The sequence below is a fragment of the Paenibacillus paludis genome (assembly GCF_042610515.1).
Lineage (GTDB): Bacteria > Bacillota > Bacilli > Paenibacillales > Paenibacillaceae > Paenibacillus_AQ.
The window spans coordinates 26,001-39,567 of sequence record NZ_JBGJZP010000024.1 but is presented as its reverse complement, the minus strand read 5'-3'; the positions used below and the strand labels follow the sequence as shown (position 1 = coordinate 39,567).

Below are 13,567 nucleotides of genomic sequence, written 5' to 3'. Positions count from 1 at the left end.
GGATGGTGGAATATGTTCAAAAACAAAAAAACGGCGATAATTCTGGTCGCTCTCGTCATCATTATCGTTGCCGTTGCCGGCATATGGATGCTTACAGGCAACAAGGATAAAGACGCTGCCAGTACTTCCGATACCCCAGGCGGTGCAAAAGTTTCGGAACAAGGCGGAACGAAATCCCTTGAGCAGACTTTTTACATTTATGATACGGTCGTTAACATTAAGGTCTTCGGCGATCATGCCGAGCAGAAAAATATGGACGACATTCAGGCCATGCTGGAACGGATGGATATAGAGTTCAGCCGCACTAAGGAAAATGGAGAAATCTACGCGGTCAACCAGGCAGCAGGTAAGGAAGCTGTTACTGTCTCAGACGAAACTCTGGACATCGTCAAGCTTTCGATTAAATATGCCGAAGAGATGGACGGGCTGTTCGATCCGACGATTGGGCCGCTAGTGGATCTGTGGAATATCGGCAACGGCGGCGAGCAGGTTCCTCCGCAAGCAGATATCGAACAAGCCAAGAGCCTGACCAATTACAAGGACATTATTGTTGATGAAGCCGCGAAGACCGTGAAGCTGGCTAAAGAAGGCATGGTGCTCGATATGGGCGGAATCGGCAAAGGTTATGCCGCTGACCGGATCGCCGATTATTTGAAGGAGCAAGGTCTGGACAGTGCGATGATCAACCTCGGCGGCAGCAGCATCATTGCCCTCGGCAACAAGCCGAATGGATCGCAGTGGAACATAGGCCTGCAGGACCCCGATAAGACCCGCGGCACACAGCTGGGCACTATCAAGATTTCTAATGAGGTCATCGATGCTTCCGGCGTTTATGAGCGTTACTTCACGCAGGATAATATTCGCTATCACCATATACTTGACCCGCGTACAGGATTCCCTTCCCAGAACGGCTTAAAGAGCATTACGATTATGAGCCCGAACGCAACGGATGCGGATGCCTTGTCCACCGGCGTATTCCTGATGGGGCTTGAGGAAGGCATGGCCTACCTTGAAGCTCTGCCGGAGGACGTGGAAGCCTTCTTCATTACCGATGACAACAAAATCTATGCCACTTCAGGCATTAGAGAGAGACTGCAGCTCACGGATCCAACGTATAGCTTTGCGGAGTAACTAAGAAGAAGAAGATAAGGGACAATCATTATCCGAAGCCTATACACTCTTGTCTTTCGGAACCATAGAACGAATAAGCGGCGGAGCTGAGGCTCCGCCGCTTATTTATTTTCGTTATGAGTACGTGTCCTCAGATCAGCGGAAGCTCGCTGAATTCTTGGTAACTGGCAAAGGTGAAGCTTGGGCTATGACCGGTTCCCGGCTGTCTGCCGCGCGGATTGTACCAGCATACTTTCCAGCCTGCTGCAAGCGCGCCAACTACATCATTGTTCCAGGTATCTCCGACATACAGCGAGTTCTCCGCTGTTGTTCCGCTCACGCGGTTAACATGGGCAAAGATCTCCGGGTCCGGCTTGGCCAGCCCAACGGCATCCGAGATGAAGATCATCTCTTCCGGAATCAGCTTGTCGATGCCAAGTCCGCGCAGCTTGCTCATCTGGTGAGCCTTCGGGCCATTGGTGATAATCCCCACCTTGTGCCCAAGAGCGATGAACCGCCGCAGCTGCTCTTCTACACCGTCTATGAACTGAATGGAATACTGCCGGCCAATGTAGGACGCCTGAACTTGGGCTGCCTGCTCCCGGCTAAGGTCCATCCCGTATTCGGCAAAAGCCAGCTCCAGACGCTGCACCCGCGTCTCCTCCAGCTCAAGCTCGCCCCGCAAATACTTTGGCCAGAGCTGGTCACTGTGATGCCTCACTTTATAAAATAGCTCCGCATAGTCCAGACTGTCCTCATCCGGGGCCAAAACCTCGCGTACCGCTTCCCGGAAAGGCACCAAATGATCGTACAAAGTATCATCCAAATCAAAAAAAACCGCCAGTTTATTGCTGTTATCCACATTAACGCCCCTTACTATTCATGCTTGGTATTCAAAAATAGATTATAAGTGTAGAACTCATCATCCCGGACATAGCCTTTCGCAACGTATAGACGCTGCGCAGTAGTATTATCTGTCATCGTAGTCAAGGTCAGCCCTTTGCTTCCAGTGCTCAAAGCGAACTCCCGGGCACCGTCCAGCAGTAAGGAGCCCAAACCCTGTCCGCGCAGCTCCGCGGCCACATACAGATCATTCAGTATCCAGAGCCGCTGCATGCTCACCGAGGAGAAGGATGGATAGAGCTGGGCAAACCCTCCGGCCTCCTTATTAGCGCCGTTCCCCGTTACAGCCATCCAAATTGCGGACTCATCCGCCTCCAGTCTGGCTTTCAGGAAAAACTGGACTCCTTGAAGATCGGAAACCTGGCCATAATACACGCGATATTCATCAAACAGCAGAGCAATCTGTTCAAGGTCTTCAAGGCCAGCACGTTCCAAACGATACTCCGGCATCATCATTCCAACTTTCCGGCAACAGCCAATAATAAGATGTATACATTATTTTAAAAGTTCAGCTGCCAGGTGAACATGGAGAGAATGCACTTTAGTTTGGACAATGCTTCCGATTTCCTTACTTAGTCCCTGGAGTCATAGAAGACATGCCGGGCACTGATTATGCCGTCTTCGATGTCCAGCAGCCCGAATGAATACTGCTTCTCCCGCCGTTTGTCGGTCGGCGACCCGGGATTAAACAGCAGAATGCCGTTTTCCCTGCGCATCAGCGGCTGATGAGAATGACCGAATAGAATGCAGTCCACTTCATCGCCTTCAAAAGCGAGCAGTGCATTCCCATCCGTACCTTTGCGCGAATACGGGGCATGTCCGTGGATCATCCCGATACGCACACCTTCCAGCGTAATGATCTTGCGCTCTCCGAACCGCTGAATAATCTCGGCTCCATCATTATTGCCGGCAATTCCCTCGACCGGCGCGAGCTGCGACAGCATTTCATAGATCTCCAGCGCCACCCAATCGCCGAGATGCAGAATCTGGTCAACATGGCGGAATTCCGCCACAAGCGCCTGCGGCAACGACTTCGCGTTCCGTGACATATGCGTATCCGATACAACTCCTATTTTCATCAGCTTCAGCTCCTAATCCCCATATTGCCCGCGCAAGTATCGCAAGCAGCCATAATCATTAATATTCTGCTAATTGTACGATTTGCGCGTGGGAGAAGCAAGTAAACCGGTTGTTTCCCTTAAGCTATCGAGTCCAAAATGCATGATTGCCTCTATAGTTCAGTTCCCTATTCCCGCCAGTTCCACAGCCGAACTTCCCCAATCCGGATATTGCTGATCCATGTATCCTCCCGGAGCTTCAGCAGCTCCTTTACCGGACCCGTAACAACAACTCCATACAGCTTAACGCCGTGCTCCCCGAGATAACTTATGGATTCATCCAGATCAATGAATGGGGCTACGTTGTTTGATATTTTTTTATGCTGCTGCATTAGCCGCAAGGTATCCATGAAGTTCTCCTCACGCAAAGCGCCGTCCCCGTAGGATTCAACAGCTGGAGAGACCGAACTGCTTGAAGTCACCTTGCTGAACCAGCCCGATTTCTCTTCTGAGATCTTTGTTACCTTCATGTCATCGGCATGCCACAGCGGTGTATAAGGAAATCCAAGGGGAGTGCCGGCAAAGCGTTCACGCGAGAATTGACCGGCATCTGCAGCGAACCACACAGGCAACAGATTCAATGGCTCCAGCTTCTTCAGCAGCTCATCCGTTGTGTATAACCGGTCTAAAGACAGATAAGCCTCAGCCACGGTGCCCTCGTGAAGCTTCTCCAGCATCCGCCACTCCACCCCGTCGCTGCGCAGACTGCCTGAGTTCTTCCCTGTTTCCGGGTATTGAAAGTAATAATTCCCGCCACTCCGTTCATCCGTCCAGGAGAACTTGCCTACACCGCCCAGCCCCAGCAGAAACGGAGTGGAGTAGCTTCCCACATCCACCGTTTCCCCGCCGATTTGCTTCAGCAGCTTACCTGACATTTCCATTCTGAAAAAGAACTTCGCGTTGCTGCTCAAATGGACAATCGTATTCGGGCGGGAGACAGCTACCGCTGATGATACTACATCACTGTAAGTCTCCCCCCGGCCACCGGTACTATAGAACACTGCAGTGATAATACCGCTGATGGTCCAAAATGCCAGAAATGCCGCCAGTACAGTAAACGTATTGGCTATTCGCGCCCTCCATTTGCCGCGGCGGATAATGCCCTTTTCCCTGGCGGACGCAGATTTCCTCTTGCTTTTTCCCTTACCCTTGCTCTTGCCGTTGGAGAGATCTACCCCCTGATGTTCAGACAAGTGGTCTTCCCGTTCCATCAGCTCATCCACATAGACCTGATAGGCCTCCAGCTTCTCCAACTCTTGCTCCAGTTCAGTCCGTTCCTCTTCCGGCAGCGTCCCCTCGCTGTACTTCCGCAGCTTCTCCTTGAACTCCTCACTCATGCCTGCTCCTCCTCCGCTCTGCCTCCCGCAGCCGCTGTCTGGCGCGGAATAACAATATTTTATATTGAGACAGCCCCACATCCATGATCTCCGCCGCTTCCTTGTAAGACATTCCGTGAAAATCGTACAACAGCAGCGCGTGGCGCTGCCCCTCCGGCAGGCTATCTACAGACAAGGCCATCTCTTCCAGACGTTCCTGCCGCAGCAGGGTGCCTTCGGTCGTATCCGGATGGGCCAGCTCATTGAAATAACCCGCTTCTTTGGTGACACTCCGGCTCTCTTTCCGCTTGTAATCCACAAAAGCATTATAGGCGACGCGGAACAGCCACGGCTTGATGGTGTCTTCACGGCAATTCTCCAGGTACAGATAAGCCCGGTAAAAAGTCTCCTGCATTAAATCTTCGGCCACATGGTGATCATGACAGAGGGAGCGCAAATAGCGGTAAATATCCTGAACATAACTCTGATAAAGATCATCCAGCGAATTTGGCTTCATTCCCTCCCCCCTTACTCTAACCACGTATAAGATTGGAAAAAGTTACATGGTCAGGATAATAATTTTTTTTGCTTATTAAACAGGTGAGGAGCAAAAGGCCAAACAGATATTCATCCAAGATGAATCAATCAGGATAACCCGGTCCATCGATGCAAAAAATACCGCGTACAATCTTTCGGTAGGCAGACGGGTGCCCTAACCAAGATAATGAAACGTAAATACAAAAAGATAGCCCGGTGTCTCCAGGACCCGGGCTTCTTTGCCAAATAAAATCAGTAAAATCCAATCGTGGACGAGCCGTCCTTCATCCATTCGCGCTTGCGTCCTTTGTCCAGCTCTCCGCGCATTCCGCGGACAAGCGCCTCCACATCGGCTCTGCCGTTCTCATGCCATTCCAGTGCCGCACTGACATACAGCTCGCCAAGCTGGGTCAGGGAGAAATCTCCGGTCAAGCGTGCCGCCAGATCGACTCCCTCATCACCGGCAAAGGTCGAGAAGCCGCGCAGCCGCAAATACTCCAGCCTTAGCTCCTCATTCGGCATTTTGATCTCATATGCCCGGTCAAAACGTCCGGCGCGGTTCATCAGCCCGGGATCTATCTTCTCCGGATAGTTGGTCGTGCCGATCAGAAAGATGCCTTCCTTGGAGGTCGCCCCGTCCAAAGTATTCAGGAAAAAGGATCTGACCTCCTGCGGCATAGAGTCGATATCCTCAATCACCAGCACCATCGGTGCCAGCCGGGCTGCGGCTTCAAACACCTCGCCTACCGACTCACTGCTTGTATATTCGGTGATCTGCCAATAGATCACCGGTCCGGGCACACTTCCGGCGATGGACTTGACGAGCGTCGTCTTGCCGTTGCCCGGATGCCCGTAGAGCAGAATCCCCCGTTTATAAGGGATATCATAGGTCACATAGAAGCTGCGGTCCGAATCGAAAAACTGGTCGAGCGAGCGGTAGATTTCCTTTTTGATCGCGACATCCAGCACCACTTCCTCCCGTCCGACAGAACGGGTGATTGGCTCATCTTCCCGGAAAATACCGTTGCGCCGATCGGTGAACACCGTCACCTTATTGATATTCTGCTCCCGCTGCCGCGTGCGCACATTGCTCAGGAAAGCCTGCAGCTGCGCGTCGGAGGCGGCAAATACAAAATCCTGAAAGTTGATGCCGTTCTCCTGAAATACGGGCACGCGTGCCAGCGCCACGCCCATGGCAGGATAAGCCAGCACATTGTTGCGGATCGACAGGTGAATATTATACTCCGGCTGCTCCTTGTCATCGTCGTAGACAAAGGTACGGTCCTCCAGCCGGTCAAATATCCGCGCCACATGCTCTACTCCGGGATTGCCGGACTGCACATCATTCTCCAGCAGCTTCCAATACTCACTGTTGGGGTCGTCGCTGGCGTACAGCTCATAGCGGACACCATAGCGGGCATAAAGAGCTTCAAGGATACCGTCTACTAGGCGGGCGTAGACGTCGTACCCTTTGATCATGCCACTCGTGCCTCCATCGTATTCGTAAATCACAGCCTGTTTCTTGCACTCCTGCTCCATCCTATTTGGTCCCCTTTATCGCTGCGAGCGGCTTGCACTTGGCCACAACGGCAGCCAGGCCGGCGCCCGTAACGCTTTCTATGATCTCATCTACATTCTTATAGGCTTGGGGAGATTCGTCAATGATAGATTCCAGGGAATGCTGGTTTACTACAATCTCATCTTCTTTGCCTACCTTTAGCGACTGGGAAAATTCATGAACAGACACCAGCCGTTTCGTTGCCGTGCGTGAACGGATCCGCCCTGCACCGTGGCAGATGGAATAAAAGTTCTCTTCCCCGCCGGGCTGGCCGACCATGATATAAGAGGCGGTGCCCATTGAGCCGGGAATCAGCGCCGGGTGACCGGTCGCGGCATAGGGCCGCGGATTGTCCGGATGCTGAGCCGGCAAGGCACGGGTTGCCCCCTTGCGGTGCACAAATTTGGTCCCCGAAGAGGTCTCTTCCTTCCAGGCATAATTGTGCATCAGGTCATACAGGGTGCGCAGCTCACATTTCGTGCCGAACACCTCACGGAACGCTTCGCGGACACCGTAGGCGATCAGATGCCGGTTCACGACAGCGTAGTTCAAGGCGGAGTACATCAGATTAACATAGCGCTGGCCTTGCGGATGTTCCAGCGGGGCAAAGATCAGGCGCGGATCGGCGCTGCCAAGTCCTAGCTGCCCCATCACCTTGGCGAAGGCCGGGGTGCAGAACTGGTTGACCATGCCGCCCCAGGCCCGTGAGCCGGAATGGATCATCACGGCAACCTGCCCGTCCTGCAGCCCCCAGGCTTCCGCCACCTCCCGCTGTTCCTCCGCAATCTCAATCGCCTGAATCTCGACAAAATGATTGCCTCCTCCAAGGGTACCCAACTGGCGGTGTCCGCGGTGCCAGGCCATATCGGGCAGCTCATTCAGGATTTCCTCGTCAAAAGCCAGCTTGCTGATCTCCACATGGGAAAGCGCGCTTGATTTCTTCGGAGTGTAGCTGTCGGGTACATATTTGTTCGGGAGCCCGTGCAGCCCCTTGCGGACCACATTCTCCAGCCGGATATCGCCGTAATGACCCCGCTGCTGCGCCTCCATCGGCAAATATTTCTCGATGGCGCGGACCAGCTTTCTCCGCAGCTTAACCTCACGCAGATCATCCTTGTGCAGATTGGTGAGATGCACGCGCATTCCGCAGCCGATGTCGCTGCCCACGATAGAGGGCGACACATATCCTCCTGCCGCATCCCATACCGCAGTTGTGCCGATGCAGGTGCCGACGCCTACATGCACATCCGGTGTATAGCTCATATATTCAATATTCGGGATTTGCAGGTTGTTGTTCGCCATTTCCATGACCTTATAGTCCAATGTGGCAAATAATTGCCCGCTGGCATAGACCTTCAGGTCGCCTCCCGGAAGAGCCACCCGGTGTTTATATTGCGGCTCATCGAAGCCCGCTTGTTGTGAATTACTATTCATAAGTTATTTTCAATTCCTCTCAAGTTCGTTGATAAGTTAAATTTTCTTTCCGTTCGTGAAATCTTTAGTGTTTCAGGTACGCAAAAAAAGCCGCAGATCAGTTCTGATCCACGGCTCCCGAAGAGCTAATCATTGCTTCAAAATTACCTAACATAATTTAAAGCTTACCCATGTGCAAGAATGCGACAGGATGAGCCAAGGGCGCATCATGTCTCCCGGACGAAGGCGATGAGATCAGATGGTTCATATGCGGTTGTAATGTGGCAAGGCAACAATTCCAGTACAATAGTTCCAATCATGGCCCATCGGCCTCCCTTCTCTAAATGATAAACCCAATAATATATGGCTCTGCTGCAGATTGTCAACCCTAATATTGGAAGTCCTGTCCGCCAGGCTGCAAAAAAAACCGCAGAATCTACTGAATTCTGCGGCTCGCCTGCGCAAAAAATACATCAAAAGGACTACTTCCCCTGCACGCAAAAAAAGAAGACACCCTCCCAGGCGCCTCTTCATAGGTTATTTGTTTACTTGAATTTATGCCAATCCTGTTTGCTGTTCTCCAGCAAATGGGCAAAATCATTCTCCAGCCGCTTCTGCTCGGCTTTCCGCTGATCCTCTACCGCTTTGCGGGCTGCCTCTTTCTTGTCATTCTCCTCGGCTTTGAGCGCATCGGACTGCGCCTTCAGCTTGTCAAGCACATCACTGCTGAGGAGATCCCGGAGTGTTGCCGGAGCATCCGATGCAGCGGGACGTGGAGCAGGGGTTATTTTCTTTTTTTTGGCCATGTAGCTCATCCTTTCGGGCATTGCATGTAGTTCAAATTTGTTTTAGTTATAGGTCTTTTCGTTTATAATGTTCAGTAAGAGGTGAGCCTTATGAAATCCCTAGATTTGTGTCCAAAGTTACAGAAAAGCATGGATATCATCGGCAGACGTTGGACAGGCTTAATCATCTATCAGCTCCTTCAGGGACCACAGCGCTTCAGTGTTATCGAGTCTTCTCTGCCCGTCAGCGGCAGACTCTTGTCCGAACGGCTTAAGGAACTGGAGCTGGAAGGCATTGTCCTCCGCGAAGTATTTCCCGAGACACCTGTAAGAATTCAATACTCCTTGACGGATAAAGGGCGGGCGCTGGAATCGGTCATCCGTGATCTGCAGGAATGGTCGAAATCCTGGATTGAACCGGAAGGCTGCGGGCCGGAAAGAATTCCTCCGGAGTAAGGGTTAGCCTTCACATACTGCACAAACAATGGTGCGCTGCTCCTTACAGCTTGCGGCCGATAATGACCAGATCGCGTTGAATGCCGTCCATTTCAGCAACACCAGGCAGCAGTCCCCATTGTTCAAAACCAAATTTCCGCAGCAGAGCCAGGCTTGGCTCGTTGTGGCCGAATACAAAACCAACTAAATTCTGAAGACCAAGGCGCGGGCATTCTTCCAGTGCCTTGGTCAGCAGGATACTCCCGGCACCGCTGCCGCGGAACTTCCCGCTTACATATACACTGACTTCTGCGGTTCCATTATAGGCCGGACGGCCATAGAACGACTGGAAGCTGAACCAGGCGGCAACCTCGCCGTCCTGCTTCAGTACCCACAGCGGGCGATGATGGCTGTTATGCTCATGGAACCAGTGCAAGCGGTCCTCCACCCGAACCGGCTCCAGGTCAGCAGTAACCATCCGTCCGGCTACCGTTGAATTATAAATCTCCACAATTGCCCCTAAATCCTCTAGTGTTGCATCTTCAATGCTGTAATTGTGCCAAGCCATTCTTCAGAACCTCCTAAAAGTTGTGTAAGCCCTGCTCTGCTCCGGTCTGTTCCAGACTCCACTGCCACAAACGTTCGGCATCTTCCTGATTCAGTGCCCGCGGTGACAGCTCTTTGATCTTTCGGCGGTAATAATATTGTCCGGTCACTCCCAGCAGTTCCGGTGCCGTCGCCAGATAGATAGCCGTGTCCGCCCCCTGCTCGGGTGTCAGGAAGAAATAGGACAACAGCTTGAGCACCGAGCGGCCAAAGCCTGTCTCCCGGTTAACCCCGATATTGGTCCCCACAGCACCCGGATGTACAGCATTGACCGTAACTTCCGTGCCCTGCAGGCGCTTGGCCAGCTCTCTCGTAAAAAGGATATTGGCCAGCTTGGAACGCGCGTAAGCCTTGGCCGGATTGAAACCGCGCGACAGAGTAGGATCGTTCAAATACAGCTTTCCGATCTTGTAGGCCCCGGAAGCAACGACCACGATCCTGCCTTGCTCAGCCGCCTTTAGCTGATCCAGCAGCAGACGGGTCAGCAAGAAGTGTCCCAAATGGTTCACGCCGAAGTCCTGCTCGAAGCCGTCCGCCGTAAGCTCACGTCTAACAGCCACTACACCGGCATTGTTAATCAATACGTCGAGTATGGGGTGGCTCGCCTTGAACTCCGCTGCAAACCCGCGTATGCTCTGAAACGAAGCCAAATCGCATAACATCAGCGTGATATGGTCAGATCCGCTCTGCCGCTTGGCTTCCGCCAGCGCCTCTTCCCCGCGCTTACGGCTGCGGCAGGCCATCACCACCGTTGCTCCCTGGCGGGCCATTTCAACCGTCGTTGCCAATCCCATCCCGGAGTTACCTCCGGTTACAAGCACCGTCTTTCCATTCATGGCCAATCCCCTCTCTAGCAACCTGCCAATTACACCTGCCAGCCTGGCCTTTCCACAGCATATGTTTTAAGATTATGTTACATCAAATCAGGTGCACAAGAAAAGCCTTTCAGTACATATGGCTATCAAGCTCTATGAATCGCTCATCCTGATTGCTGCATTCCTGTAATTGTATCATTATTTGAATAGGATACGGCGTCAAACGAATGGAGCACAGGATACATCAGCCGGCAATCAGCATCTAGCGGCTCGGACTGTCTCGCGGACTCAGGAGACGTTATTTTGTACAAAAAGGACTCCTCACTCTTCGAACGGACACCAGCGCCGCTATCTCATTGAAAATGGGTTGTTTAGCCTGTTTTCCAGGCAAATAAGGGCTATGCAGTCCGCGTGGAGTGCTGATCACGGGATTTGAGCCAAATAAAGAACATACAGTCCGCCGAGCAGAAACAGCACCAAAACCATGCTCATGGATATACGTTTGGCGGGTTACGCATCGCATGCAGAGGAAGGCGAGGTCATCCTGCTGGCTCCGGACCGCAAGGTCCCGAACGGAACGCCGATTGTTAACTGAGAAAACTTATATGGAGGTGAATTCCGGGAATCCTATTCCCGGAGCTGAACTATGAATATTGGCCCAAATGTTATCGTACTGACTGTCCCCATGATCTCACCCGTAATGGGCCCTACCAAGATTTATCCGGTGCTGCTGAAAGATGGGGAGGACTTGACCCTCATAGACACCGGCATGTTCGGCCAATATGATACTCTGCTGCAAGCTATAGAGCAAGCGGGCGAACAGCTTTCCAGTATTAAACGCATTATCCTCACCCATCAGGATATTGATCATATCGGCAATCTCCCTTTGCTCGTGCAGAAGCTCCCCGGCGTTGAGCTATTCGCCCATCCGGGCGATATTCCGGCAATCACGAACAGCCAGCCGATGCTGAAAATGAATCCGCAGCGGGTCGCGCAGATGCCGCAGGCATTTCAGGAGCAGTTCCATGCGTTTCTGGAGCAGCTGGCACAGCTCGGCAGCTTCACGGAGCTGCATGACGGCCAGCGGCTGCCGTGGGGCGGCGGCATCGAAATTATTCATACCCCCGGCCATACGCCGGGGCATATCTGCCTTTATGTGCAGGAACAAGCGCTGCTGCTGGCAGTCGATGAGCTGCTCGTCGTAGACGGACAGCTGACCGGACCGGCAGAGTCGGCCACACCGGACATGCCACAGGCGCTGCGCAGCCTGCACAAGCTGGAAGGACGGTTAATCCAGTCCGTCCTCTGTTACCACGGCGGACTCTACGACGGCAGTCCGCAGGAGCTGATCAACCAATTGACGGATGCGCTCTAACAGAGCATATCCGGCTTATAGTCCAGACAAAAATCAGGCCCGCAAGTAGAGTAATCTACGAGCGGGCCTGATTTTTTATCATGATGGGATATCAAACGAGGAGCGGCACTAGGCTCATTTCCAGTTTGGCTTCAGGGCAATCAGCTTGTCGTCATTGTTTCCGGGCTCGCCCCTGCCATCCCGGTTATTCGTCATTACATATAAGGTACCATCCGGACCCTCGGCCACATTGCGGAGCCGTCCCCATTTCTCCTGGAATAATGCTGTTGCCTTAGCCTTCCCCCCTCTGGACGACGGGGAAATCCACAGCAGCTGTTCTCCGGCCAGCCCGGCAACCAGCAGTTCGCCGCTCCATGGACCCTGTGTAATAAAAGCCATTCCCGACGGAGCCCAGGTTTGGCTGTCGCTATGCAGGAGCGGAAGCCTCAGACTCACCTCACCTTTGCCTGCGGTTTCATCGCCCTCAATAAGCGGCCAGCCGTAATTGGCGCCTGCCTCAATGATATTGATTTCATCATGGCTGGACTGGCCATGCTCCGAGCTGTAAAGCACTCCAGTGTCCGGCTGCCAGGCCAACCCTTGCGGGTTGCGGTGGCCCCAGCTGTAGACGGGAGAATCCGGCCAAGGGTTATCCTGCGGGATGGACCCGTCAAGTGAGATTCGCAGGATTTTTCCGCCCAGACTGTCTTTATCCTGTGCCAGCTCCGGCTTATATCGTTCACCGGCAGTGACGTACAGATATCCGTCCGGTCCTACTTTAAGCCTGCCGCCGTTATGATTGATGTCTCCAGGGATGCCATCCAGCATCACCTTGTTAATCTCCGCTTTGCCGCTGCTGATCTTGAGCCGCAGTACACGGTTCTGCACTCCGCCGTCTGTATGGAGATAGGAATGGTAGACGTAGGCATACCCGCTTTTTTCAAACGCCGGATCCAGCGCAAGTCCCAAGAGACCGCCCTCCCCCTTGCTGACAAACGGCGCAAGAAGCTCCAGCAGCGGAGCCTTTCTCAGTTTACCATTCTCAATCACCCGCAGGCTGCCGGGCCGTTCAGTAAAAAAAATCCGCCCATCCGGAGCAAATGCCATTTCCCAAGGGACATTCAGCCCCGTTGCTACTGTTTGAGCTGTATAGGGGAAGGATGCTTTGGACTTTACAGAAGCTGTTGTTGCAGGATCCTCGGATACTGTAAATGGGGTTGGTTCTGCAGAGGGAGCGGGACCCGGTGAGACCTGCGCCTCTGCCTGCTGACCCGATTTTCCATCCGCAGTATTATTTGACGGAGAAACCAGGGATGGATCTGCGCTCTCTGCAGGGTTTCCCGAGAGGTGCGGCCCTGCACTCTTCAGCGTTTCCCCCGCATTACTGGTTTCGGAAGAAGCTGTGCAGGCTGACAACCCTCCTGTCAGCAGGATCAACATACAGCACCCTAGAAGGCTGTGGTGGACTTTTCTTTTGCCGGACATGGCTGTCACCTCCTGAAAGAATATATGAACACTGGCTTCAAAGCTTGTTATGTTCAGTCTGCAATCAATTTGGGCAACTATTACCCGGCCTTGCGGTTCGCTAAACCCTTTGGGCAAGCAAATCTACAGAGG

Annotated in this window: 14 protein-coding genes; 3 read left to right on the top strand and 11 right to left on the bottom strand. The window is 52.9% G+C overall.

Going from position 1 to position 13,567, the window contains the following annotated elements; all coding sequences use genetic code 11:
- Window positions 1-12 precede the first annotated feature (12 nt).
- Window positions 13-1,131 (top strand): FAD:protein FMN transferase, encoded by a 1,119-nt coding sequence (locus ACAN56_RS30110; RefSeq protein WP_340894263.1) that lies wholly within the window; start codon window positions 13-15, stop codon window positions 1,129-1,131.
- A 130-nt stretch (window positions 1,132-1,261) separates the two neighbouring features.
- Here the strand turns inward: ACAN56_RS30110 and ACAN56_RS30105 are convergent, their stop codons facing one another.
- From ACAN56_RS30105 to ACAN56_RS30070, 8 genes are all read right to left on the bottom strand, one after another.
- Entirely contained in the window at window positions 1,262-1,972 is a 711-nt protein-coding gene (locus ACAN56_RS30105; RefSeq protein ID WP_076112663.1) for an HAD family hydrolase, read from the bottom strand.
- A gap of 14 nt (window positions 1,973-1,986) precedes the next feature.
- Window positions 1,987-2,463, bottom strand: coding sequence for a GNAT family N-acetyltransferase (locus ACAN56_RS30100; protein WP_076112690.1), 477 nt, complete (start codon window positions 2,461-2,463; stop codon window positions 1,987-1,989).
- A gap of 122 nt (window positions 2,464-2,585) precedes the next feature.
- Complete coding sequence (locus tag ACAN56_RS30095; protein ID WP_076112664.1) at window positions 2,586-3,092, bottom strand: metallophosphoesterase family protein; 507 nt, start codon at window positions 3,090-3,092, stop codon at window positions 2,586-2,588.
- 167 nt (window positions 3,093-3,259) lie between these two features.
- Window positions 3,260-4,468 (bottom strand): anti-sigma factor, encoded by a 1,209-nt coding sequence (locus ACAN56_RS30090; protein ID WP_379147497.1) that lies wholly within the window; start codon window positions 4,466-4,468, stop codon window positions 3,260-3,262.
- Complete coding sequence (locus ACAN56_RS30085; protein WP_076112666.1) at window positions 4,461-4,964, bottom strand: sigma-70 family RNA polymerase sigma factor; 504 nt, start codon at window positions 4,962-4,964, stop codon at window positions 4,461-4,463. The genes ACAN56_RS30090 and ACAN56_RS30085 overlap by 8 nt, the downstream gene beginning before the upstream one ends.
- A 272-nt stretch (window positions 4,965-5,236) precedes the next feature.
- Window positions 5,237-6,523, bottom strand: coding sequence for an AAA family ATPase (locus tag ACAN56_RS30080; protein ID WP_038587192.1), 1,287 nt, complete (start codon window positions 6,521-6,523; stop codon window positions 5,237-5,239).
- A 1-nt stretch (window position 6,524) separates the two neighbouring features.
- Window positions 6,525-7,976 carry an RtcB family protein gene (locus tag ACAN56_RS30075; protein WP_379147495.1) on the bottom strand — a complete coding sequence of 484 codons (1,452 nt, stop codon included), beginning with the start codon at window positions 7,974-7,976 and terminating at the stop codon, window positions 6,525-6,527.
- 524 nt (window positions 7,977-8,500) lie between these two features.
- Window positions 8,501-8,761, bottom strand: coding sequence for a YqkE family protein (locus ACAN56_RS30070; protein ID WP_038587188.1), 261 nt, complete (start codon window positions 8,759-8,761; stop codon window positions 8,501-8,503).
- A 90-nt stretch (window positions 8,762-8,851) separates the two neighbouring features.
- Here ACAN56_RS30070 and ACAN56_RS30065 point away from each other — a divergent pair, with 90 nt between their 5' ends.
- Entirely contained in the window at window positions 8,852-9,196 is a 345-nt protein-coding gene (locus ACAN56_RS30065; protein ID WP_379147492.1) for a winged helix-turn-helix transcriptional regulator, read from the top strand.
- A gap of 43 nt (window positions 9,197-9,239) precedes the next feature.
- Here ACAN56_RS30065 and ACAN56_RS30060 read toward each other — a convergent pair whose 3' ends face one another.
- Both ACAN56_RS30060 and ACAN56_RS30055 read right to left on the bottom strand, forming a co-directional pair.
- The gene (locus tag ACAN56_RS30060; RefSeq protein ID WP_340894276.1) at window positions 9,240-9,743 is read right to left on the bottom strand and encodes a GNAT family N-acetyltransferase; all 504 of its coding nucleotides are present in this window, start codon (window positions 9,741-9,743) and stop codon (window positions 9,240-9,242) included.
- A 13-nt stretch (window positions 9,744-9,756) separates the two neighbouring features.
- Window positions 9,757-10,617, bottom strand: coding sequence for an SDR family oxidoreductase (locus ACAN56_RS30055; RefSeq protein ID WP_379147490.1), 861 nt, complete (start codon window positions 10,615-10,617; stop codon window positions 9,757-9,759).
- Between the two features lie 625 nt (window positions 10,618-11,242).
- On the opposite strand from ACAN56_RS30055, the gene ACAN56_RS30050 reads away from it, so the two are divergent.
- Complete coding sequence (locus ACAN56_RS30050) at window positions 11,243-11,971, top strand: MBL fold metallo-hydrolase (protein WP_379147488.1); 729 nt, start codon at window positions 11,243-11,245, stop codon at window positions 11,969-11,971.
- A gap of 114 nt (window positions 11,972-12,085) precedes the next feature.
- Here the strand turns inward: ACAN56_RS30050 and ACAN56_RS30045 are convergent, their stop codons facing one another.
- On the bottom strand, window positions 12,086-13,435 hold the full coding sequence (locus ACAN56_RS30045) for a PQQ-dependent sugar dehydrogenase (RefSeq protein WP_379147486.1): 1,350 nt from the start codon (window positions 13,433-13,435) through the stop codon (window positions 12,086-12,088).
- Between the last annotated feature and the right edge of the window lie 132 nt (window positions 13,436-13,567).

What these genes read in the sequence shown, in the direction of transcription:
- ACAN56_RS30110 (WP_340894263.1), top strand. Translation starts at nt 13, where the DNA reads ATGTTCAAAAACAAAAAAACGGCGATAATTCTGGTCGCTCTCGTCATC.
- ACAN56_RS30100 (WP_076112690.1), bottom strand. Translation starts at nt 2,463, where the DNA reads ATGCCGGAGTATCGTTTGGAACGTGCTGGCCTTGAAGACCTTGAACAG.
- ACAN56_RS30095 (WP_076112664.1), bottom strand. Translation starts at nt 3,092, where the DNA reads ATGAAAATAGGAGTTGTATCGGATACGCATATGTCACGGAACGCGAAG.
- ACAN56_RS30090 (WP_379147497.1), bottom strand. Translation starts at nt 4,468, where the DNA reads ATGAGTGAGGAGTTCAAGGAGAAGCTGCGGAAGTACAGCGAGGGGACG.
- ACAN56_RS30085 (WP_076112666.1), bottom strand. Translation starts at nt 4,964, where the DNA reads ATGAAGCCAAATTCGCTGGATGATCTTTATCAGAGTTATGTTCAGGAT.
- ACAN56_RS30080 (WP_038587192.1), bottom strand. Translation starts at nt 6,523, where the DNA reads ATGGAGCAGGAGTGCAAGAAACAGGCTGTGATTTACGAATACGATGGA.
- ACAN56_RS30075 (WP_379147495.1), bottom strand. Translation starts at nt 7,976, where the DNA reads ATGAATAGTAATTCACAACAAGCGGGCTTCGATGAGCCGCAATATAAA.
- ACAN56_RS30070 (WP_038587188.1), bottom strand. Translation starts at nt 8,761, where the DNA reads ATGGCCAAAAAAAAGAAAATAACCCCTGCTCCACGTCCCGCTGCATCG.
- ACAN56_RS30065 (WP_379147492.1), top strand. Translation starts at nt 8,852, where the DNA reads ATGAAATCCCTAGATTTGTGTCCAAAGTTACAGAAAAGCATGGATATC.
- ACAN56_RS30060 (WP_340894276.1), bottom strand. Translation starts at nt 9,743, where the DNA reads ATGGCTTGGCACAATTACAGCATTGAAGATGCAACACTAGAGGATTTA.
- ACAN56_RS30055 (WP_379147490.1), bottom strand. Translation starts at nt 10,617, where the DNA reads ATGAATGGAAAGACGGTGCTTGTAACCGGAGGTAACTCCGGGATGGGA.
- ACAN56_RS30050 (WP_379147488.1), top strand. Translation starts at nt 11,243, where the DNA reads ATGAATATTGGCCCAAATGTTATCGTACTGACTGTCCCCATGATCTCA.
- ACAN56_RS30045 (WP_379147486.1), bottom strand. Translation starts at nt 13,435, where the DNA reads ATGTCCGGCAAAAGAAAAGTCCACCACAGCCTTCTAGGGTGCTGTATG.